Origin of the sequence: Burkholderia sp. Bp9012, assembly GCF_003853825.1 — a bacterium.
GTDB classification, from domain to species: Bacteria; Pseudomonadota; Gammaproteobacteria; order Burkholderiales; family Burkholderiaceae; genus Burkholderia; species Burkholderia diffusa.
This window is the reverse complement of record NZ_QTQA01000005.1, coordinates 223,858-244,770: the sequence shown is the minus strand read 5'-3', so window position 1 is coordinate 244,770 and position 20,913 is coordinate 223,858. Positions and strand designations below refer to the sequence as shown.

Genomic DNA, 20,913 nt, shown 5'->3' with positions numbered 1-20,913 from the left:
TGACGCGCATATGACGGTAAAGGATATAAATTTCTTTTGCGCACCAGAAGCTGCTAAATTGCTTTGGTGCACACCACCGGTTGCTGCTCGGGAATACCCTGAGCCTGCATGCGCCGCGCTGCACGGGGGTTTCCACGAATCACGCATGCCGCCATGAAATACCATCAGTTGAAAGCGTTCGTCACCGTCGCGGACGAAGGGAGCATCCGCGCGGCCGCGCGGCGCCTGAACGTGTCGCCGGCGGCGTTGACGAAGGCGGTCAAGGAACTGGAGATCGCACTCGGCGTGTCGCTCGTCGTGCGCACCGCGCGCGGCGTGCAGCTCACGGCGTTCGGCCAGCAGTTGCAGGTGCGCGCGCGGCTGATCGTCGCCGAGATGCAGCGTGCGCGCGACGACATCGAGCAGGCGCAGGGCGCGATGACGGGCTCGGTCGCGGCGGCGATCACGCCGGCCGCCGCGGTGACGATCCTGCCCGACGCGTTTCGCGCGTTCCGGCGGCGCTTTCCGGTCGCGCGCGTCAATCTGATCGAAGGGTTTCCGGGCGTCGCGCTGCCGCGGCTGCACGACGGATCCCTCGATTTCGCGGTGGCCGTCGTCGTGCCCGAACTGCTGGCGGCCGAGTTCGATCACGCGGAACTCTATGCGAGCCGATCATTGATCGTCGCGCGCAAGGGGCATCCGCTCGCGTCGGCCACGTCGCTCGCCGATCTCGTCGAGGCCGACTGGCTGATGAATCCGTCGCCGGAAAGCTCGACCCAGGTGCTGTTCAACACGTTCATCGCATACGGGCTGCCGGTGCCGCAGCGGGTCGTCGAATGCCCGAGCTTCGGCCTCGCGCACAGCCTGATGACGGGCTGCGACCTGATCGCGTCGATGCCCGAACAGCTGCTGCAAGGGGAGTGGGCGCGCGACCAGCTCGTGGTGCTGCCGATCCGCGAGCGGCTGCCCGGCGTGTCCGTGCAGGTCGTCACGCGCCGCGACAGTCCGCTCACGCCGGCTGCGGCAATGCTGCTCGACTGCCTGCGCGATTCCGCGCGACGCAAGGGGCTCCGTTGAGCATGCTCCATGCGGGCCACACAATGCATCGAATAGTGATCCTGATTATCGGTCGCACGCCTGCGATCGGCCCCGCTTGCGGCACGCCCGCCGCGAGCCGGTATCATAGCGGCCGGCCTGCCGCCCCGGCCGGCTTCCGACAACACGCCATCCGGCATCCAGCAATCAGAGGCATCACATGACCAGTGCAACCCAATTCGACAACGTATCGGTCGTCAAGCGCGCGAACGTCTATTTCGACGGCAAGTGCGTGTCGCATACCGTGCTCTTCCCGGACGGCACGCGCAAGACGCTCGGCGTGATCCTGCCGTGCGCGCTCAACTTCGGCACGGACGCGCCCGAATTGATGGAAGTGCAGGCCGGCAAGTGCCGCGTGAAGCTCGACGGCAGCAGCGACTGGCAGACCTACGGCGCCGGCGAATCGTTCTCTGTGCCGGGCAAGAGCCGCTTCGACATCGAAGTGCTCGAGACGCTCGACTACGTCTGCAGCTACCTGTAAGCGCGCAAGCACGGTCGCGACGCGTGCGTGCGGCCCGTGCGCCCAAACGAAAAAGCCCCGCCTAGGCGGGGCTTGTCGCATGCGGACGGCGCAACGCCGTCCGGCGCGGGGCTTACAGGCAGGCGCTGATGTCGCCGGCGGCAGCCGCGTCGCCGCGCACGCCGACCCACGTCTTCGCGTCCGGCTTCGACGACGGGCGAACCATCGCGGCCACGCCGTTCGGCGGCTGCTGGCCCGGTGCGTAGACATCGGTCGCGAGGCCGTTCGCGAGCACGTTCTGCGAGATCACCTGCTGTTGCGACTTGTCGGCCCAGGTCTTGGCGATGCACGCCGAGACGTCCGGGGCGGCCTTCTGGCTTTGTCCCACGTTCTGCACGGCCGGATCGGCCGCGTGAGCAGAAATTGCCACGGTCAATGCGATGAGCGGTAAGTATTTCACGTTCACGTTTTATCTCCCTCGAGTCGTGATTGATTGAGTGGGATGCGCAGCAGAACTGCGTGCCTGTGAGATTGCATCGGACGAATGCGGTTCCGGCGATTCCGAAACAAGTTGTTAACGCGCTTGCCAAACGGCACTCCGGATGCAATGCGTTCTGTCGCGCGGCGGCATGCGTCGTGCGCGGTCCGTGTGGAGACGCGACAACGACGTCATGCGTCGTGAGGTCGGCTCGCTGCCCTGAGGTGTGGCGGATTGACGGCCGCGGCGTGCTGCATGTGTCTGCATGTCGCGCCGCGACGCTTCTTTATTGGATGACGATGTGGAACGGCTGAATGATGGCCCCGTCGCATGAGTACCATGATGACAAACTTTCGTCCGATCGATTGTCAACGAAGTTTAAACGCCGGACGCGGCGGCGCGCGCGGTGCGTATCAGCCGGCCTTGCGCATACCTGCGTCGCGCAGGTTGACGGGTACGACCGGACGGAAGCGTTCGCGCTTCTGTTCGTCGTCGAAGTGCTGGAGCGCGGGCTTGATCAAGTCGCTGCGCGACACGATGCCGATGATGCGCAGCGATTGCGGATCGTCGACGACCGGCAGGCGTTCAAGGCCGAGCATCGCGAGCCGCGATGCGACCACGCGGCACGTTTCGTGCGCCTGCGCGACGGCCGGCACATGCTCGGCGAACGCGTTCGCGAGCACGCCGCCGGGACCGGCCTGCGCGCGCTGCGCGTCGAGCGTCGCGCGATCGACGATGCCGAGCAGGCGGCCGTTCTGCACGACCGGGTATGCACGGTGTGTCTGCTTTACGCCGAAGTACTGCGACTCGACTGCGTCGAGCGTCGTGGCGCCGTCGATCGCGACGAGCGCGTCGGCCGAGGTCATCACTTCGGCCACGTCATGGCGTTCGAGCGGATCGACGCCGTATTCGCGGTAGATGTGATACCCGCGGCGCGCGATCTTTTCCGTCATGATCGAACGCTTCATCACGACGGTCGCGAAGCCGTGCGCGACGAGCGTCGCGGCGAGCAGCGGCAGCAGTGCGTTCGCGTCGTGCGTGAGGCCGAACGCGAACACGATCGCGGTCAGCGGCGCGCCGAGCGTCGCGCCGAGCGTCGCGGCCATGCAGACGAGCGGCCAGAGCGCCGGATCGCCGCCGGGCAGCACCGGCGACAGCACGGTGCCGAGGCCGGCGCCGAGCATCAGCAGCGGGGCCAGCACGCCTCCCGACGTGCCGGAGCCGAGCGCGATCACCCACATCACGGCCTTCACGATCAGCAGTGCGAGCGCGATTTTCAGCGCGATGTGCTGGTGCAGCAGGTCGCCGATCACGTCGTAGCCGACGCCGAGCGCGCGCGGCTCGAGCCAGCCGCCGACGCCGATCACGATCGCGCCGAGCGCCGGCCACCACATCCAGTGCACAGGCAGCTTCGCGAAGGCGTCCTCGACGCGGTACAGCGCGGCCGACAGGCCGCATGCGAGCATGCCCGACAGCAGGCCCGCGATGATGCACGACAGCAGCGCGACGGGCGTCGGCGACGCGGTGGCCAGCGGAAACAGCGGGCCGACACCGAAGAACACGGCGCGGGCGAAACCGGCCACCGCGCACGCGAGCGCGACCGGCAGGAAACTGCGCGGACGCCATTCGAACAGCAGCAGTTCGACCGCGAGCAGCACGGCGGCGACCGGCGTGCCGAACACGGCGGTCATGCCGGCGGCCGCGCCCGCGACGAGCAGCGTCTTGCGTTCGGCCGCGGTCACGTGCACGCATTGCGCGATCAGCGAGCCGAGCGCGCCGCCCGTCATGATGATCGGGCCCTCGGCACCGAACGGGCCGCCGCTTCCGATCACGACGCCGGACGACAGCGGCTTGAGGATCGCAACCTTCGGCGACATGCGGCTCTTGCCGAACAGGATCGCCTCGATCGCTTCGGGAATGCCGTGGCCGCGGATCTTCTCCGAACCGAAACGCGCCATCAACCCGACGATCAGCCCGCCGATCACCGGCACGACGATCACCCACGCGCCGAGCGTGTTGTGGGCGGGCGAGCGGTCGGCGAACGAGAACTGCTGAAAGAAGAACAGGTTCGTGAACAGGTGGATCAGGCTCAACAGCACGAACGCCGCCAGCGTGCTGAGCACGCCGATCCCGGCGGCCAGCAATGCTATTCTGGGCAGGCGTTCGTTGGTCGAGAAATCGCGTTTGTGTGGTGCGTTCATCGGAGCAGGGAAAGGTTGGTCAAGCCTGGGTCAATAATCGATCTGCGGAACCTGGAACGTGCCCTTGAGCGATTTCAGTTCCGTGCGGTGCATGGCCGCGAGGCGGGCGAGCAGCGTTTCGCCGGCTTCCTCGAGGTGGACCTCGACCTGCCGGCGGTCCGCTTCGCTCGTCTTGCGCTTCACGAGCCCGAGCGCCTCGCAGCGCGTCACTAGCGCGACGACGCCGTGATGCTGCGCCTGCAGGCGTTCGGCGAGTTCGCCGATGGTGGCCCATTCGCGATGCGGGTAGCCCTTGATGTGCAGCAGCAGCAGATACTGCAGCGGCGTCACGCCTTCGCTTTGCGCGGCGCGTTCGGAGAAGCGCTCGAAGCGGCGCATCTGGTAGCGGAACTCGGACAGTTGCTGGAAATCGGCTTTGGTCAGCGAGCGTCGGGTATCGGTCATTGCGGTCGGTCGGGCAGGAGTTTCGGCAACGTGAAATATATCACAATATGATATAAATGGACGATTTTCAGCGGAATGGAGCACATTTCGTTGTTCGTCGGCGTTACGCGGCCTCGAGCATCCGCGTCTGCTGGTACAGGCCCGTGACGAGATCCGTCTGCGTAATGATGCCGACGAGCCGTCGCGATGCGTCGACGACCGGGATGTGGTGGTGGCCCGAATGTGTAAACAGCGGCACCAGCGCGGTGATCGGCATGGTCTGCGGCACGGACGCGACGTCGCGGGTCATCACTGTCGCGACGCTGGGCGGCTGGCCGCCGAACGGCTGCGGCAGCCGCGCGGCCAGCTGCTGCCACAGCGGAGCGGGGCGGCGCAGCTGGCGCGTGAGGTCGGCGCGCGTGACGATGCCGATCAGGCGATCGTCGCCGTCCACGACGGGCAGTGCCTTCACGCGATGGCGGTCGAGCAGCGTCAGCGCCGCCGTCACCGACGTCGACGGGGCGACTTCGATCGCGTTCTTCGTCATCAGGTCGGCGCACGTGAGCTGGCTGAACGTGCGCGCATACGCTTGCATCTCGGTTTCGCGCAGCAGCATCTCGAGGTCGTCCGGATCGACGTCGAGCCATTCGCCGCGGCGCTTCAGCACGGCGTCGAGATCGGCGCGCGTGAAGCCGCCGCGTGCCGGCGCGGCGTTGGCGTCTTGCGGCTTCGCGTCGGGACGCACGCCGCCGTGCGGATAGCGGTGGCCTGTCAGCGCGTGGTACACGAGCGCGGCCGACAGCAGGATCGCCGATTGCAGCGCGATCGGCTCGACCACGAAGCCGAAGCCGAGCGAGTGGATCGCGGGGCCGCCGAGCACGGCCGTCAGCGCGACCGCGCCCGACGGCGGGTGCACGCAGCGCAGGACGAACATGCCGCCGATCGCGAGGGCGACCGCAACCGCGGCGGCAGTGATCGGATCGGCGATCGACTGCGCGCACGCGACGCCGACGGTCGCCGCCACCAGATTGCCGCCGATGATCGACCACGGCTGCGCGAGCGGACTCGCGGGCACCGCGAACAGCAGCACCGCCGACGCCCCCATCGGCGCGACGAGCAGCGGCACGAGGCCCGGCACGCCGGGCAGCAGCCGCATCGTGACGCCGACCGTCGCGATGCCGACGAGCGCGCCCGTGCACGAGCGCATGCGCTCGCGCCAGCCGAGCGTCATCGGATGGGGAATGAAGCTGTGCAGCCATTGACGGAATGTGCGGCGCGACGGGGAGGAGCCTGACGACATGGACGATAAGCGGTAAAAATGACGACGCGGATGACGCAGCGCAAGGAAGGCGCAGATTATATCGTGTTGTGATATAAATTGTCGCGCTGCATCAAGACGTTGCAGGCGCGCGACGCGTCCGTCTTGCAAAAACCCTTCATCAGATGAAAGCTTGGCGACGCTGCAACCGCGCAAATTTGTCTGCGGCGGCGTACAATTCGGGCCACCGAATCCCCCGATATGCCACAACCACGCACGCGATGCCCGCTCTCCCGCCCGTTCCCCGGCATGGCGATCGCTTGCGCATCGTTCGCGCGCACGCTCCGATTCCCGTCTGACGCGAGCGCCGCCGACGTTTTCCCACCGACACTCCCCAAGCCAATTCAATGGACATGCTCGAAAACATGCGCCTGTTCGTGCGCGTCGTCGAAGCCGGCAGTTTCACCGCGGTCGCCAAAGAAATCGATGCGACCACAGCGCAGGTGTCGCGCGCGGTGTCGAATCTCGAAGCTCACGTACAGACGCGGCTGCTGCATCGCACGACGCGCCATCTCGGCCTCACCGAAAGCGGCGAACGCTACTTCGAGCGTGCGAAATCGATCCTCGCCGAATTCGACTACGCGAACGCCGAGGCGCGCAACGCGCTGCTGCGGCCGAGCGGCAAGATGCGCATCCATGCGATGACGGGGCTCGGGCAGAGTCATGTCGTATCGTCGATCGTGCGCTACCAGGAAGACAACCCGGACGTTTCGATCGAGCTGACGCTCGCGCAGCGGATGCCGAACCTCGTCGAGGAAGGCTACGACGTGTCGATCGTGACCGCGTCGCAGCTGCCCGATTCCGGCTACGTCGCGCAGACTTGCGGAACGAGTTGCAGCGTGCTGGTCGCATCGCGCGAATACCTGGCGCGGCATGGCACGCCGACGACGCCCGATGATCTGCCGAACCACGTGTGCCTGCGCCTCGATACGCCCGCATCGCCGGCCAGCGAGTGGCGGCTCGAGCGCGGCGACGGCGAGGATACGGTGTACGAGCTGCAGCCAGCACCGTTCCAGGTCAACGTACCGGATGCGCTGTGCGTCGCGGTGCGGGCCGGGCGCGGCATCGCGTGCGTCGCGCTGTACACCGTGCTCGACGACATCCGCGAAGGGCGGCTGATTCGCGTGCTGCCCGATTACCGGCTGCAGACGGTCAGCGTGTATGCCGTCTATGCGACACGCCGCTATCTCGACGCGAAGATCCGCACCTTCCTCGACCATCTGCGTACGACGCTCACGCCGGCGCTGGAGAACGATCTGCGCGAACTCGACCGGCTCGCCGTCGAGCCGGCGCCGGGCAGCCGCCAGCGCGCGTGATGCTGCCGCCGTTCGCTCGCCCGGCGGCGCCGGGCGTCATGCGTGCGGCGTGACCCGAATCCGTTCGAAGCGGCCGGCGAGCCACGCGTAGGCGGCGATGCCGATCAGCCCGTGTGCTGCGACGAACCACAGCGCGCCCGCGAACGAGCCCGTGTGCGCGACGAAATAGCCGATCGCGAGCGGCGTGACGATCCCCGCGATGTTGCCGAGGCCGTTGAACACGCCACCGCTCAGGCCGACCATGCCTTCCGGCGCGGTATCGGCAAGCACGGCCCAGCCGACCGCCGCGAGGCCCTTGCCGAAGAACGCGATCGTCATCAGCGCGATCACGACGGTGTTCGACGACGCGCCGTTCGCAAGCACGAGCAGCGTCGCCATCGCCATCCCCACGACGAACGGCGTCTTGCGTGCGCGCGACGGATGCACGCCGCGCCGGATCAGCCAGTCCGACAGCACGCCGCCGAGCACACCGCCGGTGAAGCCGCAGAGCGCCGGCAGCGCGGCGACCCAGCCGGCCTCCATGATCGTCATTCCGCGGCCCTTGATCAGGTAGATCGGGAACCACGTGATGAAGAAATAGGTGAGCGCCGTGATGGCGTACTGGCCGACATAGATCGCCCACAGGTTCCGGTGGCGGAACAGCTGCGATGCGTCGCGCCACGATACGCGCTGCCGGTGCCGGACGCGGTTCGCCTCGAGATCGACGAGCGCGCCGCGTTGGCGCAGGTCGTCGCGCTCGGCGTCGCTCACGCGCGGATGGCTGTGCGGCTCGCGATACCACGCGAACCAGAGCGCCGACAGCGCGACGCCGAGCATCCCCATCCACAGGAACGCGTGTTCCCAGCCGAGCGCGTGCGTCAGCCACGCCATCGCGGGCGCGAACAGCACGACGGCCATGTACTGCGCGGAATTGAACAGTGCCGATGCGGTGCCGCGCTCGGCAGTCGGGAACCAGCACGCGACGATCCGCGAATTGGCCGGGAACGCCGGCGATTCGACCAGGCCGAGCATGAAGCGCATCGCGAACAGCGCGAACGTCGCGGCGGCCCCCTGCGCGGCAAACCAGCCGACCGTGCCCTGCAGCATCGTGAAGACCGACCACAGCAGCAGGCTCAGGCCGTACACGCGGCGCGCGCCGAAGCGGTCGAGCAGCCAGCCGCCCGGAATCTGGCCGATCGCATAGGCCCACGCGAACGCGGAAAAGACGATACCGAGCTGCACGGGCGTCAGCCCGAGGTCGTGCGCGACGCCGGTGCCGGCGATGGACATCGTCGCGCGATCCGCATAGTTGACGACGGTGACGGCGAAGATCAGCGCGAGGACCGTGTAACGGACGCGGCCGATCGTGCGCGACGCGGTGGATGAAGCGGGCGACGCGGCGACGGCGGCGCTGCCGCTGGATCGATTGGGCATGCGAGTCTCCTGGCCTTCGTCGTGCGAAGGTGATTGGTTTGGTGTCGTGGTCGGGGAAAGCAGGCGGCGCTCAGTTCGTGACGCTGGTCGGCGGGCGCTGGCCCGCGAAGCACGCGGCGAGGTTGGCGAGCACGATCCGGCCCATGGCGTCGCGTGTCTCGTGCGTGGCGCTCGCGCGGTGCGGCTGCACGACGACGCGTTCGAGTTCGAGCAGCGCGGCCGGCACGCGCGGTTCGTCCGCGAACACGTCGAGGCCCGCGCCGGCGATCGTGCCGTCCGCGAGCGCGCGCACGAGCTCGGCTTCGTCGACGAGCTTGCCGCGCGCGACATTGATCAGGAATCCTTGGTGGCCAAGCGCGGCGAGCACGTCGGCCGTCACGAGCACGTTGCCGTGATCGGCCGATGCCGCGAGCACGAGCACGTCGCTGTCGCGCGCGAGCGCGACCAGGTCGGGCACGTAGCGGTAGCCGCTGTCGCGATGTTCGCGCGGGCCGAAGTAGCTGACCGGCATCCGGAACGCCTGCGCGCGCTGCGCGATCGCGCGTCCGACGCGGCCGAGGCCGACGATGCCGAGCCGCTTGCCCGTCACCTGCGTCGCGAGCGGCTGCGCGGTCTTGCCCCAGCGGCCGGCGCGCACGATGCGCTCGCCGGCGCCGAGGTCGCGCAGCGTCATCAGGATCAGGCCCATCGCCATGTCGGCGACGTCGTCGGTCAGCACGTCGGGTGTCGTCGTCACGTGAATGCCGCGTGCGCGGGCGCGATCGAGATCGACGGCGTCGGTGCCGATGCCGTTGATCGCGACGATTTCGAGCGCGCTCAGCCGGTCCATCAACGCGGCGGACAACCCGTTCGCGCCTCCCGTGACAACGCCGCGGATGCGCGACGCGACGCGGTCGAGCAGCGCGTCCGGCTGGTCGGCAGCGTACAGGCGATGCACCGCGTAGCGGGCCGACAGTTCGGCGTCGATGGCGTCGGGAAGTGGCTGGGTGAGCAGGATGTCGATGGTCATGAAGGTCTCGGTCGTCGTACGCGGCGCGGGCCGCGCATCAGGTGCAACCGAGTATAGGAACCGTATCGATATCGGTCTAACATCAAGAGACTATTGATTGATTCACGATTTGAATGATTGAACTGAACCAGCTTCGTTGCTTCGTCGCCGTGGCCGAGGAACTCCATTTCGGCCGTGCGGCCAAGCGGCTCTTCATGACGCAGCCACCGCTCAGCCGGCAGATCCAGTTGCTCGAACATGCGCTCGGCATCGCGCTGCTCGAACGCAGCAGCCGGCAGGTCAGGCTGACCGCGGCCGGCGAGCGCTTCCTGCGCGATGCGCGGCACATCCTCGAGTTTTCCGCGCGGGCCGAGCAGGCTGCGCAGCGCGTCGCGCACGGCGGGGCTGGCCGCATCACGCTCGGCTTCACGGCCGTCAGCGCGTACCGAATGATTCCGGCGCTGCTCGCGCATGCGGCGCACGCGCTGCCGGACGTCGACGTCGAACTGCGCGAAATGGTGTCGACCGTGCAGATCGACGCGCTCGCGTCGCGCATGCTCGATGCGGGCTTCGTGCGCCAGCGCGCGGCGCGCCATCCGCTCGAATACCGGCTCGTGCAGCGCGAGCCGATGCTCGTCGCGGTCGCGCAGGGCACGCCGCTGGCGGCGTACGAGCGGATCGGCCCGGACGAGCTGGACCGGCAGCCGTTCATCGCGTATTCGCCGAACGAGGGCAAGTACTTCCACGACATGATCTCGGGGATGTTCGCCAGCGCGGGGCGCTTGCCGAACTACCTGCATTACGTCGGGCAGACGCATACGATCCTCGGCCTGGTGCGTGCCGGGCTGGGTGCCGCGCTGGTGCCGGCTTCGGCGCGCGAGCTGCATGTCGACGGTGTGGTGTTCCGGCCGCTCGCGGGCGTCGACGTGGCGGCAGAGCTGTATCTCGCGTGGCGCGCGGACAACGACAATCCGGCGCTGCCGCTGTTCAACGCGATGGTCGGGCAGTTTCTGACGGAAGGGGCGGACGGCGTCGTCGTTTAGAAAAAGTCAGTTGTCTGACGATATCCGCCGGCACGCCTGACGCACGCCAGGAGTCCGAGAGACCGTAATGCGCCGGCTCCGCGTTGCGCTCCGGCCCGAAATTGCCACAGCAATTCCGTTTTTTCATGCCCGTCACGGGAAAACCCGCATTTCGCCCTCATCGGTCGTCGTATTACTGTATCGATACACTAAATCGATACAGTCGAGTCGGAAGACACGATTGGAAAGGAGACGGCCATGAATACCTTCACCCGGCGGCGCTTTCTGCAAACGGCGTCCGCCGCCACGCTCGCGGTCGCGGGCGGCTTGCCGGAAATCGGCCGCGCGGCGCAGACCGTGACGCTGCGCTGCTCGTCGTCGATGCCGGCCGACCAGAACGCCGCGCACTACGTGTGGTACGAGCGCCTCGCGGCGAACCTGAAGGCGAGCGTCGGCGACGCGATTCGGGTCGACTACTTTCCGAACAGCCAGCTCGGCAAGGAGAGCGACGTCGCGCAGCAGGTGAAGATCGGCGCGATCGACATGATGATCGCGGGCTCGTCGATCTGGGCCACGGTCGCGCCGGAGCTCGGCATGCTCGATCTCGGCTACCTGTTCGACAGTTATGCGCACGTCGCGAAGGTGCTCGACGGCCAGGTCGGCACCAGCCTGAACGCGCTGCTGCAAAAGCGCGCGGGCTGCTCCGTGCTGACCTGGGGCTCGCACTTCGGCGGACGCTGCGTGTTCACGAAGCAGCCGGTGACGGCGCTGCAGGGCGTGAAGGGCACGAAGCTGCGCGTGTTGCCGACGCCGGCATTCATGGACACCTTCAAGGTGATGGGCGCGGTGCCGACGCCGATTCCGTTCGGCGAGCTCTACATGGCCGTGCAGACGGGCGTCGTCGACGGGCTCGAGCACGATCCGGCCACGGTACTCGCGAGCCGCTTCGACGAGATCGTCAAGTCTTGCTGGCAATCGCACCACGTGTTCGCGGCGATGACCGTCGTGATGGGGCGGCGCGCGCTCGAGCGGATTCCGGCAAACCTGCGCCCGGCGTTCGACCGCGCGGTGGCCGACGCGACCGCGCAGCAGCGCGCGATCGCGACGCAGAAGGCCGTGCAGGCGGAGGCGGCGCTGAAGCAGCACGGGATGACGTTTCATCCGATGGCGGATGCCGAGCGCACGGCGTTGCGGCAGGCGATGCACGACCGCCTCTACATGGCATTCGCGAAGCAGTATCCGGCGACCGCGCCGCTGTTTCCGGCGATTGCCGCCGCGCGGGGTTGAGCGATGGATACCGGTTCCGTTTCGAGCGTCGCGCCGGCCGTCGACCCAGGGCGTCCCGTGCGCGCTGCCCGCGCGCTGGATGCGGCGATGCGCTGGATCGAATACGTGTCGGCCGCCGTGCTGGCCGTCGACGTGCTGGTCGTGTTCGTGTCGGTCGTCTTCCGCTATTTCCTGCACGATCCGGTCGACTGGGCCGAGGAGGTCGCGAGCGCGCTGATGATCGTGCTGGTGTTCTTCGGCGCGGCGACGGTGCTCGGCCGCAGTCAGCACGTCGGCATCGACCTGTTCCGCGGCTGGCTGCCGGCACGCTGGCAGGGCGCGCTCGTGCAGATCGGGCACTGGATCGTCGCGGCGGTGTCGCTGAACCTGCTGGCGTCGTCGTGGCAGTTGCTCGGCGACTCGTACGATCAGTTGACGACCGGCGGCCTGCCGGGATGGATCAACGTGTATCCGATGATGTTCGGCGCGCTGTTCATGAGCGTGTTCGCGCTCGCGAACGCACTGAACGCGCCGCGCCGCCGCGTGCTCGGCACGCTTGCGTGCTGCGCCGTGCTCGCAGGCGCCGTGTACGGCTGGAACGCGCTGCGGCCCGAGCACGCGATCGCGCCGGGGGCGCTGCTGATCGCCGGCTTCGTCGGCGGGCTCGTGCTGGGCGTGCCGATCGGCTTCGTGCTCGCGTTCTCGGCGCTGCTTTACTTCCTCGCCGATCCGACGCTGCCGTTGCTCGTCTACTCGCAGCAGGTGATGGCAGGTGCCGATCACTTCGTGCTGCTCGCCGTGCCGTTCTTCGTGCTGGCCGGCTTGCTGATGGAGTCGAACGGGATGTCCGCGCGGCTCGTCGAGTTGTTGCTGCGGATCTTCGGGCGCGTGCGCGGCGGGCTCGGGCTGATCGTGATCTTCGCGACGGCGTGCTTTTCCGGCGTGTCGGGTTCGAAGCTGGCCGATATCGCGGCGGTGGGCGGCGTCGTGATGCCGGCCGTGCGCCGCGCGCGGCAGGATCCCGACGAAACCGCGGCGCTGCTTGCGTGCAGCGCGGTGATGGCCGAGACGATCCCACCGTGCGTGAACATGATCATCATGGGCTTCGTCGCGAACATCTCGATCGCGGGGCTGTTCGTCGCGGGGATCGTGCCGGCGGCCGTGCTCGCCGCGTCGCTGGCGGTCGTGACCGTGATCTGCGGACGCCGGATCGACATCGACGCGGTGTTCGTCGAACGCCGCGCGTGGCTGCCGCTCGCGGGCGGCGCGCTCGTCGCGCTGATCATGGTCGCGATGATCGGCAAGGGCGTGACGTCGGGCATCGCGACGTCGACGGAAGTGTCGGCGTTCGCGGTGGTCTATGCGCTGGTGGTCGGCTGGGCGGCGTTCCGCGAACTGACCTGGCGCTCGGTCGGCCGCGTGTTCGTGCGTGCGGCGTCGATGGCGAGCGGTATCCTGTTCATCGTCGCGGCGGCGTCGAGCGTGTCGTTCGCGTTGTCGATCGAGCAGATTCCCGCGCTCGTCTCGGGCACAATGACAGCGTTTGCCCATCAGTACGGCTCGACGGCGTTCCTGTTGCTGGCGGCGCTGCTGATGATCGTGTTCGGCGCCGTGCTCGAAGGCGCGCCCGCGCTGATCATCTTCGGGCCGCTGCTCGCGCCGATCGCGCTGCAGCTCGGCATCAACCCGCTGCATTTCGGTACGGTCGTGGTGGTGGCGATGGGGCTCGGATTGTTCGCGCCGCCCGTCGGGCTCGGGCTGTTCACGACCTGCGCGATCACGGGGACCGAGGTCGCGCGCGTGGCGCGGCCGATGGTGAAATACCTGCTGGTGCTGTTGGTCGCCCTCGTGGCGCTGATCTTCGCACCGGCGTTTTCGTTGTGGCTGCCGGCCCGTTTCGGCCTGTAGCCCGTTCATTGCAAGACGACATGAGTACGATTCAGGACGTGGCCCGTCATGCGGCCGTTTCGGTCAGCACGGTTTCGAACGTGCTCAACGGCCGCACCGATCAGATGAAGCCGGAGACGCTCGAACGCGTGAAGGCGTCGATGGATGCGCTGCAGTACCGGCCGAGCACGCTGGCGCGCCAGCTCAAGACGGGACAGACGCCGCTCGTCGGGCTGCTGGTGCCGTCGATGGCGAATCCGATGTACGGCTACATTGCGCGCGAGATCGAGGCTTGCGCGCAGGAGCAGTATGGCCATCGCGTGCTGATCGGCAACACGTACCGCGACGCGGGCAAGGAGGCGTCGTTCTTCGACGACCTGTTCGCGCACGGCGTGCGGCGCGTGATCGTGATCTCGTCGCTTGCCGACGAAAGCCACCTCGAACGCGCGGCCGAACGCGGGATGACGGTCGTCAGCTACGACCGCCGCGCAACGCCCGGCGCACAATCGAAGGTCGATCACGTGACGGCCGACAACGAGGCGGCCGCGCGGCTCGCGACCGACTGCCTCGTCGCCGCGGGCCATACGCGGCTCGCATTCGCGACGGTGGCCGGCGTCACCGTGAGCCGCAGCGACAAGATTCGCGGCTTTCTCGCGGCAGCGCGCGACGCGGGCGCCGATGCGCAAGTGCTCGATGGCGGTCCGGCGAACGAATATGGCGACGCCGTGATCGTCGAAGTCGGACGTGCGCTCGGCGCCGCGCTCGCGGCCGATCCCGCGCGGCCGACCGGCATCGTCGCGGTCAACGACCTGTTCGCGCTGGGCCTGATGGCCGGGCTGCGCGACGGCGGATTGCGCGTGCCGGACGATGTGTCGGTCGTCGGGATGGATGGTCACTTCCTGTCGGCGATCTCGTGGCCGGCGCTGACCACGGTGCAACTGCCCGTCACGGACATGGCCGCGGAGATGGTGCGGCGCGTGATGCGGCACGACGGCGACCTGTCGGAGCCCGGGCAGTGCGTGTTCCCGGGCGTCACGCTCATCGAGCGCGCATCGGTCGCGCCGCCGCCGCGTGCGGTCGAATCGAACGGAGCCCCTGCATGACGCGCGTCTACGTGACCCATCCGTCCGGGATGCTCGATTACTACTTCGGTGCGAAGGCGCTGCGCGCGCTGCAGGCGATCGCGGACGTCACGTGCAATCCGCTCGACCGTGAGCTCGGCACGGACGAGCTGATCGCCGCCGCCCAAGGATGCGATGCGATGATCGCGTACCGGCAGACGCCGGCGCCGCGCGCGCTGTTCGCGGGGCTGCCCGCGCTTGCCGCGTTCCTGCGTTGCGCGGTCGACATTCGTACCGTCGACGTCGACGCGGCGAGCGAATTCGGCGTGCTGGTCACGCAGGCGAGCCCCGGTTTCGGGCCGGCCGTCGCGGAGTGGGTGATCGGCGCGATGATCGACCTCGCGCGCGGGATCGGCGCCTATGCCGCTACGTACCACCGCGGCACGCCGCCGCTGCCGCGGATGGGCCGCGAATTGCGCGGCAGCACGCTGGGCGTGGTCGGCTATGGACAGATCGCGCGCCATCTCGCGCCGATCGCGGCGGCGTTCGGGATGCGCGTGCTCGTGTGCGATCCGTACGTGCGGGTCGACACGCCGTCAATCGAACAGGTCGACCGCACGACCTTGCTGCGCGATGCGGACTACGTCGTGTGCCTCGCGCCGGCGACGCCCGCCACCGCGAACCTGTTCGACGCGGGCGCGTTCGCCGCGATGAAGCCGGGCGCGTGCTTCATCAATGCGTCGCGCGGCGAGCTCGTCGACGAGCAGGCGCTGGCCGACGCGCTCGACGGCGGCAGGCTGGCCGGTTGCGCGCTCGATGTCGGCCGCGCGACGGACCAGATGCCCACGCCCGAGCTCGCCGCGCATCCGCGCGTGATCGCCACGCCGCATATCGGCGGGCTGACGCGGCCGGCGGTCGAGCATCAGGCACTGGAGACGGTCGAACAACTCGCCGCGCTGCTTGACGCACGCGTGCCGAACGGTGCGGTCAACGCCGCGCACGCGACGCGGCTCGCACGCTGGCGGTCGGTCGACGCATCCGCCGCGCCGGGCGCACGATGACGCACGACCTGGCCGGTACACGGCCGTCGCCCGCATGCGATTGCCATATTCACATTTACGACGATGCGTATCCGCTCGCGCCGACGGCGACGTTCCGCCCGCCGCATGCGCCGGTGGACGCGTATCGCCGCGTGCAACGGGCGCTTGGCCTCGCGCGCGTGGTCGTCGTGCAGCCGACCGGTTATGGGTTCGACAACCGCTGCACGCTCGATGCGCTGGCCGCGCTCGGCCAGCAGGCGCGTGGCGTCGCGACGGTGCCGGTCGACGTGCCGGACGCCGAGCTCGAGCGGCTGCACGCGGGAGGCATCCGCGGTGTGCGGTTCATGACGCTGTCGGGCGGCGTCGCGCGATGGGACGAGCTCGAGCGGATGGCCACGCGAATCGCGCCGCTCGGCTGGCACATCGACCTGCAGCTCGATGGCCGGACGCTGCCCGACGTCGAGGCGATGTTGACGTCCTTGCCGGCGCGTGTCGTCATCGATCACACGGGCAAGTTCCTGACGCCGGTGGCTCCGGGTGCGCCGGCGTTCGTCGCATTGCGGCGCCTGCTGGATCGCGGCCACGTTTGGGTGAAGCTGTCCGCGCCTTACGAGACTTCACGATCCGGTGCGCCCGGTTACGACGACGTCGCACGCCTTGCCACCGTGCTCGCGCGCGAACATTCGGCGCGCTGCGTGTGGGGCAGCAACTGGCCGCATCCGAACGCGTCGCCGGTGCCCGACGATGCGCACCTGCTCGGCTGGTTGCACGCCTGCGCGGCGGACGAGGCGGTCGGCCGCGCGATACTCGTCGACAATCCCGCCGTGCTATACGGGTTCGATGCGGATACTTCGATCGGTGCCGCGACGTAAGATCCTGTCGGCCGGCCGCGGGCCGCGCTTCGATGCAAATCCATCCCGACCGGGCGCGATGCGTCGCGGCGTCGGCAACATCCTTACTGTTCGGAAAGCTGACGCACCGCGCACGTTTTCGATCGCGAAAAGGCAACGCGCCGCCGTGCCGACCGCTTGACGCTGCATGCCGGTCGGCGCAGGATACGTGCGTGCATTTGGAGCGGGGCGCGCTGGCCGCGCGTTCCCGCATCAGCGACGCGCACAAGAACAACGATGAGCCTTCACGCACTCGTACCGGAATCCCGGCGCCGCAGCCGCCGGCCCGCCGCGATTTTCCCGACGCCCGTCGCGTCACGTATCCGTCATCCCGTTTCGTACCGTGCATCGGTACACTTTCCCGTCCGCGCGCTGGCCGCGACGACGAGCGGTGCCGATCGGCGCCGGCGCGTCGCGCGCCAGCCCGTCGCGCCCGAATACCGTATCGCGCATGACGCTTACACCGGCGTGTCGTGACGCCGCCGCCACGCGTCCACGCATCGTGCCGTCAACCCTCCCGCGCGCGCGGCGGCACCGGAGTCCGAAGCATTTCGATTGAGCATGACGCAGCTTACGCACGCAGTTCAGTTCGAGGTTCAAGGAGAAAAACTCATGTCGCAGCTTTCGAATGAAGCAAACGGCAGTTCGGGGAGTGGCAAGGCAAAGCTGATCAAATGGGCGATCATCATCGCCGGCGTCGCGATCGCGGCACCGGCCGCGCTGTTCGTCCTGAAGGGGATGATCGCGCTGATCACGGCGGCCGTGATCGGCCTCGGGGCGATCTATCTCGCGCCGGTCGTCGCGATGAAGTTCGCGAACCAGAAGGTGAAGATGATCGTCGAGGAAGCGCAGTCGAATCCGATCGAGACGCTCATCAACCAGCTCGCGGAAAAGCGCCAGGCGGCGCAGAAATTCGCGGACAGCATCACCGCTTTCCGCACCGAAGTGAAGAACTTCGAAAACAAGACCGAGCTGTTCGAGAAGCAGTATCCGGAAGACGCACCACGCTTTCGCGCGCAGCTCGACACGATGAAGCAACTGCTTGCGTTTCGCGAAAGCCGCTACAAGCAGGTGCAGGCGGAACTGAAGAATTTCGCCTCCGCGATCGACCGCGCGAAGGCGATGTGGGACATGTCGCAGGCGGCCCAGCACATGAACAAGCTCGCGGGCCGGCAGACGGCCGATACGTTCGAGCAGATCAAGACCGACGTGGCCGTTGATTCGGTGATGCGCTCGGTGAACAAGGCATTTTCCGAAATGGAGACGTCGCTGCTGGACAATCCCGAGGTCAAGCAGGCGCAACAGCAGGCGGTGATGAACGGCACGCCCGTGCCCGGCCCCGATGCGGCACAGGCCGCTGCATTGCCGTCGAAACAACAATAACTTCCCGCAGGCACGCAACCATGAAAAAACTTCTCGGTGCAGTCGTGTTTCTGGTGGTGCTCGTCGGCGTATGGATCGTCCACCAGGGCGGCCTGTCGACACTGATTCCCGCGCACGATGCGGCGCCGGGCGCGACGTCCGCGCAGGCAGGCGACGTGGGCCAGCCCGCGCAGACGTCGACGTCCCCCAACGTGCTGCCGGCCGGCTTCACGCCGCAGACGAGCACGCTGAAATCGATCGCCGAAAACGGCGTCGTGCGCGTCTCGGTGCAGAACCCGAGCGAGCCGTTCTTCGGCGAGGACAAGGGCGCGCCGCACGGCTTCAACGTCGAATTCGCGCGGCTGCTGTTCTCGGATCCGTCGTTCTCGCACGGCGGCAAGCCGGTCGTCGTCGATACGCGTCACGAAGTCGACACGTATCCGGGCGTGCCGAAGCAGCTGCTCGACACCGATGCGAAGGGCAACCATGTCGTCGATGTCGCGATGGACGGGCTGACGTTCCCGGACAACACGCCGGCGGGCGTCGTCTACTCGGTGCCGTACGTCGATGATTTCGGCTATTCGCTGATCGTGCGGCAAGGCTCCGCGATCCGCTCGGCCGACGATCTTGCCGGCAAGACGGTCGGCATCCTGAAGGGCGACCCGGACGTGCGTGCATTCGTCACGCGCCAGTATCCGAACGTCCGGTTCGTCGAGGTCGACGATTCCGACCCGGCGTTCATCGCGAAGAGCCTCGACGGCCATGCGGTCGACGCGTTCATCTACGACTATCCGTTCGCGGTCAGCTCGATCAAGGGCACCGACCTGAAGTTCGCGGTGACCAAGCTCGACGGCTCGAACATCGCGTACAAGATCGGCGTGCGTGCCGACGACCAGGACCTGCTCATCTACCTGAACGCCGCGATCGCGAAGCTCAAGCAGTCGCCGCAGTATCTGGACCTGCTGCGCAAGTACTTCGTCAGCGACCAGACGATGACGACCGCGGCCGCGTCGGGCGAAAAGACGTACGTGGTGAAGGCGGGCGACACGCTGAACATGATCGCGGCGAGCAAGCTCGGCAGCGGCCAGCGCTATCGCGAGATCCAGCGCCGCAACAACCTCGCGAACCCGAACCTGATCCTGGCTGGCCAGCATCTCGTGATTCCGGTCCGGTAGGCGCGGCGTGGAGCGAAGAAGGTGGGGCGGGGAAGGTGAACCACGGCGCGCGGCACGGCGGATCGTTTTCGCCGTGCCGCGCGCCGCTTTGCATCAGTGCGTGATCGACAGGAACAGGTAGGCTGCGAACAGCGACAAATGCACGACACCGTGCAGCACCGTCGTGCGTCCCTGGCTGAGCGTCAGCGTGCTGACCAGCAGCGTCAGGGACAGCAGCACGGTTTCCATCGCGCCGATGCCGAGCGTGAGCGGCTGGCCGACCCAGATGAACACGGCCGCGACGGTCGGAATCGTCAGCCCGATGCTCGCGAGTGCCGAGCCGAGCGCGAGGTTCATGCTGGTCTGCAGGCGATTCGCGCGCGCGGCGGTGACGGCTGCGAGCCCTTCGGGCAGCAGCACGAGCGCGGCGATCACGATGCCGACCGCCGCTTCCGGCGCGCCGAGCTTCATCACCGCATGCTCGACGGCCGGCGACAGCAGCTTGGCGAGCAGCACGACCGCGACGAGGCTCGCGAACAGCAGCACCAGGCTGGTCAGCGCGGTGCGGCCGCTCGGCGGCGCCGCGTGCACCGATTCGTTCGCGCTGTCGTGCTCGGTGAGGAAGTAGTCGCGGTGGCGCACGGTCTGCACGAACACGAATGCGCCGTACAGCACGAGCGACGACACGCCGGCGAACGCCAACTGCGATTTCGAAAAGAACGGGCCCGGCGCGGCGTTCAGATAGTTCGGCATCACAAGCGACAGCACCGACAGCGACGCGAGCACCGCGAGCGCCTTGCTCGCGCCGCGCCCCTGGAAATCCTGTTCGCCGTGCTTCCACGCACCGACCAGCAGGCAGAGGCCGACGATGCCGTTGCAGATGATCATGACGGCGGCGAACACGGTGTCGCGCGCGAGGCCCGATTTCTCGGGGCCTGCGCCGAGCATCACCGACACGATCAGCGCGACTTCGATGACGGTCACGGCGACCGCGAGCACGAGCGTGCCGAACGGCTCGCCGACGCGGTGCGCGACGACTTCGGCATGGTGGACGGCGGCGAACACGGCGCCGGCGAGCGCGGCGGCGAACACGGCGATGACGAGGCCTTCGGCCGGCACGACGCGCGACAGCGCGAGTACCAGCCATGCGGCAAGCGGGGCCCAGAGTGTCCAGCGCGGGAGCTGGTTGGACGAGAGCGGCATGGACGGTTTCCTATGCGAGTGACGGCGCGCGACGCGCCGTCACGGGTTGACGAAGCCCGGCCGGATGATCCGCCGAACGAGGATGATGAAGCCGATGCGCGGCAGCACGGAACTGCGCTGCCACGGGTTCGCCGCCGTAAGGCGGCGAGGGGCGCGGGCGGGCCGAGGCCCGTTGCTGGATGAAACGGTTCGATGCGACCGAGTGCCGGAGGCGGGCACTCGCACGTGACGACAGGCATGCCGGGCGGTATTGAACCGACCCCGAAAGGGCGCGGACGATGGACGGCAACGGCGTGACACGCGGTTTCCCCCTGAAATCCGGCGAATTGTCGAATTTTATCAGGCGTTCGGGGGGCA

At 67.8% G+C, this 20,913-nt stretch carries 19 protein-coding genes; 11 read left to right on the top strand and 8 right to left on the bottom strand.

Annotated features, from left to right (window positions below; all coding sequences use genetic code 11):
- Positions 1–153 precede the first annotated feature (153 nt).
- Positions 154–1,056 carry a LysR substrate-binding domain-containing protein gene (locus DIE11_RS09135; protein WP_059607242.1) on the top strand — a complete coding sequence of 301 codons (903 nt, stop codon included), beginning with the start codon at positions 154–156 and terminating at the stop codon, positions 1,054–1,056.
- A 178-nt stretch (positions 1,057–1,234) separates the two neighbouring features.
- Positions 1,235–1,555 (top strand): pyrimidine/purine nucleoside phosphorylase, encoded by a 321-nt coding sequence (locus tag DIE11_RS09130; RefSeq protein ID WP_124623015.1) that lies wholly within the window; start codon positions 1,235–1,237, stop codon positions 1,553–1,555.
- A 112-nt stretch (positions 1,556–1,667) separates the two neighbouring features.
- Here the strand turns inward: DIE11_RS09130 and DIE11_RS09125 are convergent, their stop codons facing one another.
- The 4 genes from DIE11_RS09125 to DIE11_RS09110 all read right to left on the bottom strand — a co-directional run bounded on the left by DIE11_RS09125 (position 1,668) and on the right by DIE11_RS09110 (position 5,936).
- Positions 1,668–2,000: a hypothetical protein gene (locus tag DIE11_RS09125; RefSeq protein WP_174919636.1), complete on the bottom strand. Its 333-nt coding sequence runs from the start codon at positions 1,998–2,000 to the stop codon at positions 1,668–1,670.
- A gap of 425 nt (positions 2,001–2,425) precedes the next feature.
- Positions 2,426–4,213 carry a chloride channel protein gene (locus tag DIE11_RS09120; protein WP_124623014.1) on the bottom strand — a complete coding sequence of 596 codons (1,788 nt, stop codon included), beginning with the start codon at positions 4,211–4,213 and terminating at the stop codon, positions 2,426–2,428.
- 30 nt (positions 4,214–4,243) lie between these two features.
- The gene (locus tag DIE11_RS09115) at positions 4,244–4,657 is read right to left on the bottom strand and encodes a MarR family winged helix-turn-helix transcriptional regulator (RefSeq protein ID WP_059607248.1); all 414 of its coding nucleotides are present in this window, start codon (positions 4,655–4,657) and stop codon (positions 4,244–4,246) included.
- A gap of 103 nt (positions 4,658–4,760) precedes the next feature.
- On the bottom strand, positions 4,761–5,936 hold the full coding sequence (locus DIE11_RS09110) for an HPP family protein (protein ID WP_124623012.1): 1,176 nt from the start codon (positions 5,934–5,936) through the stop codon (positions 4,761–4,763).
- A gap of 365 nt (positions 5,937–6,301) precedes the next feature.
- Here DIE11_RS09110 and DIE11_RS09100 point away from each other — a divergent pair, with 365 nt between their 5' ends.
- Positions 6,302–7,270, top strand: a complete 969-nt coding sequence (locus DIE11_RS09100; RefSeq protein WP_124623008.1) for a LysR family transcriptional regulator — start codon at positions 6,302–6,304, stop codon at positions 7,268–7,270.
- A 36-nt stretch (positions 7,271–7,306) separates the two neighbouring features.
- Here DIE11_RS09100 and DIE11_RS09095 read toward each other — a convergent pair whose 3' ends face one another.
- Both DIE11_RS09095 and DIE11_RS09090 read right to left on the bottom strand, forming a co-directional pair.
- A complete protein-coding gene (locus DIE11_RS09095; protein ID WP_124623006.1) occupies positions 7,307–8,683 on the bottom strand; it encodes an MFS transporter in 1,377 nt (458 codons plus the stop codon).
- Positions 8,684–8,753: 70 nt separating this feature from the next.
- The gene (locus DIE11_RS09090; RefSeq protein WP_124623004.1) at positions 8,754–9,692 is read right to left on the bottom strand and encodes a 2-hydroxyacid dehydrogenase; all 939 of its coding nucleotides are present in this window, start codon (positions 9,690–9,692) and stop codon (positions 8,754–8,756) included.
- A gap of 113 nt (positions 9,693–9,805) precedes the next feature.
- On the opposite strand from DIE11_RS09090, the gene DIE11_RS09085 reads away from it, so the two are divergent.
- From DIE11_RS09085 to DIE11_RS09060, 6 genes are all read left to right on the top strand, one after another.
- Positions 9,806–10,714, top strand: coding sequence for a LysR substrate-binding domain-containing protein (locus tag DIE11_RS09085; RefSeq protein WP_059607255.1), 909 nt, complete (start codon positions 9,806–9,808; stop codon positions 10,712–10,714).
- Between the two features lie 237 nt (positions 10,715–10,951).
- Positions 10,952–11,980 (top strand): TRAP transporter substrate-binding protein, encoded by a 1,029-nt coding sequence (locus tag DIE11_RS09080; protein WP_124623002.1) that lies wholly within the window; start codon positions 10,952–10,954, stop codon positions 11,978–11,980.
- Between the two features lie 3 nt (positions 11,981–11,983).
- Positions 11,984–13,867, top strand: coding sequence for a TRAP transporter large permease subunit (locus DIE11_RS09075; protein ID WP_124623000.1), 1,884 nt, complete (start codon positions 11,984–11,986; stop codon positions 13,865–13,867).
- A gap of 8 nt (positions 13,868–13,875) precedes the next feature.
- On the top strand, positions 13,876–14,949 hold the full coding sequence (locus DIE11_RS09070; protein WP_124622998.1) for a LacI family DNA-binding transcriptional regulator: 1,074 nt from the start codon (positions 13,876–13,878) through the stop codon (positions 14,947–14,949).
- Positions 14,946–15,968, top strand: coding sequence for a D-isomer specific 2-hydroxyacid dehydrogenase family protein (locus tag DIE11_RS09065; protein ID WP_124622996.1), 1,023 nt, complete (start codon positions 14,946–14,948; stop codon positions 15,966–15,968). Before DIE11_RS09070 ends, DIE11_RS09065 begins: the two co-directional genes overlap by 4 nt.
- Positions 15,965–16,819: an amidohydrolase gene (locus tag DIE11_RS09060; protein WP_124622995.1), complete on the top strand. Its 855-nt coding sequence runs from the start codon at positions 15,965–15,967 to the stop codon at positions 16,817–16,819. Before DIE11_RS09065 ends, DIE11_RS09060 begins: the two co-directional genes overlap by 4 nt.
- Positions 16,820–17,152: 333 nt before the next feature.
- Here the strand turns inward: DIE11_RS09060 and DIE11_RS09055 are convergent, their stop codons facing one another.
- Complete coding sequence (locus tag DIE11_RS09055; protein WP_124622993.1) at positions 17,153–17,437, bottom strand: hypothetical protein; 285 nt, start codon at positions 17,435–17,437, stop codon at positions 17,153–17,155.
- Between the two features lie 12 nt (positions 17,438–17,449).
- Here DIE11_RS09055 and DIE11_RS09050 point away from each other — a divergent pair, with 12 nt between their 5' ends.
- Together DIE11_RS09050 and DIE11_RS09045 are read left to right on the top strand one after the other, a co-directional pair.
- Positions 17,450–18,220: a hypothetical protein gene (locus DIE11_RS09050; RefSeq protein ID WP_124622991.1), complete on the top strand. Its 771-nt coding sequence runs from the start codon at positions 17,450–17,452 to the stop codon at positions 18,218–18,220.
- A gap of 20 nt (positions 18,221–18,240) precedes the next feature.
- The gene (locus DIE11_RS09045; RefSeq protein ID WP_124622989.1) at positions 18,241–19,374 is read left to right on the top strand and encodes a LysM peptidoglycan-binding domain-containing protein; all 1,134 of its coding nucleotides are present in this window, start codon (positions 18,241–18,243) and stop codon (positions 19,372–19,374) included.
- Positions 19,375–19,467: 93 nt separating this feature from the next.
- Here DIE11_RS09045 and DIE11_RS09040 read toward each other — a convergent pair whose 3' ends face one another.
- Entirely contained in the window at positions 19,468–20,556 is a 1,089-nt protein-coding gene (locus tag DIE11_RS09040; protein ID WP_059607271.1) for a calcium:proton antiporter, read from the bottom strand.
- Between the last annotated feature and the right edge of the window lie 357 nt (positions 20,557–20,913).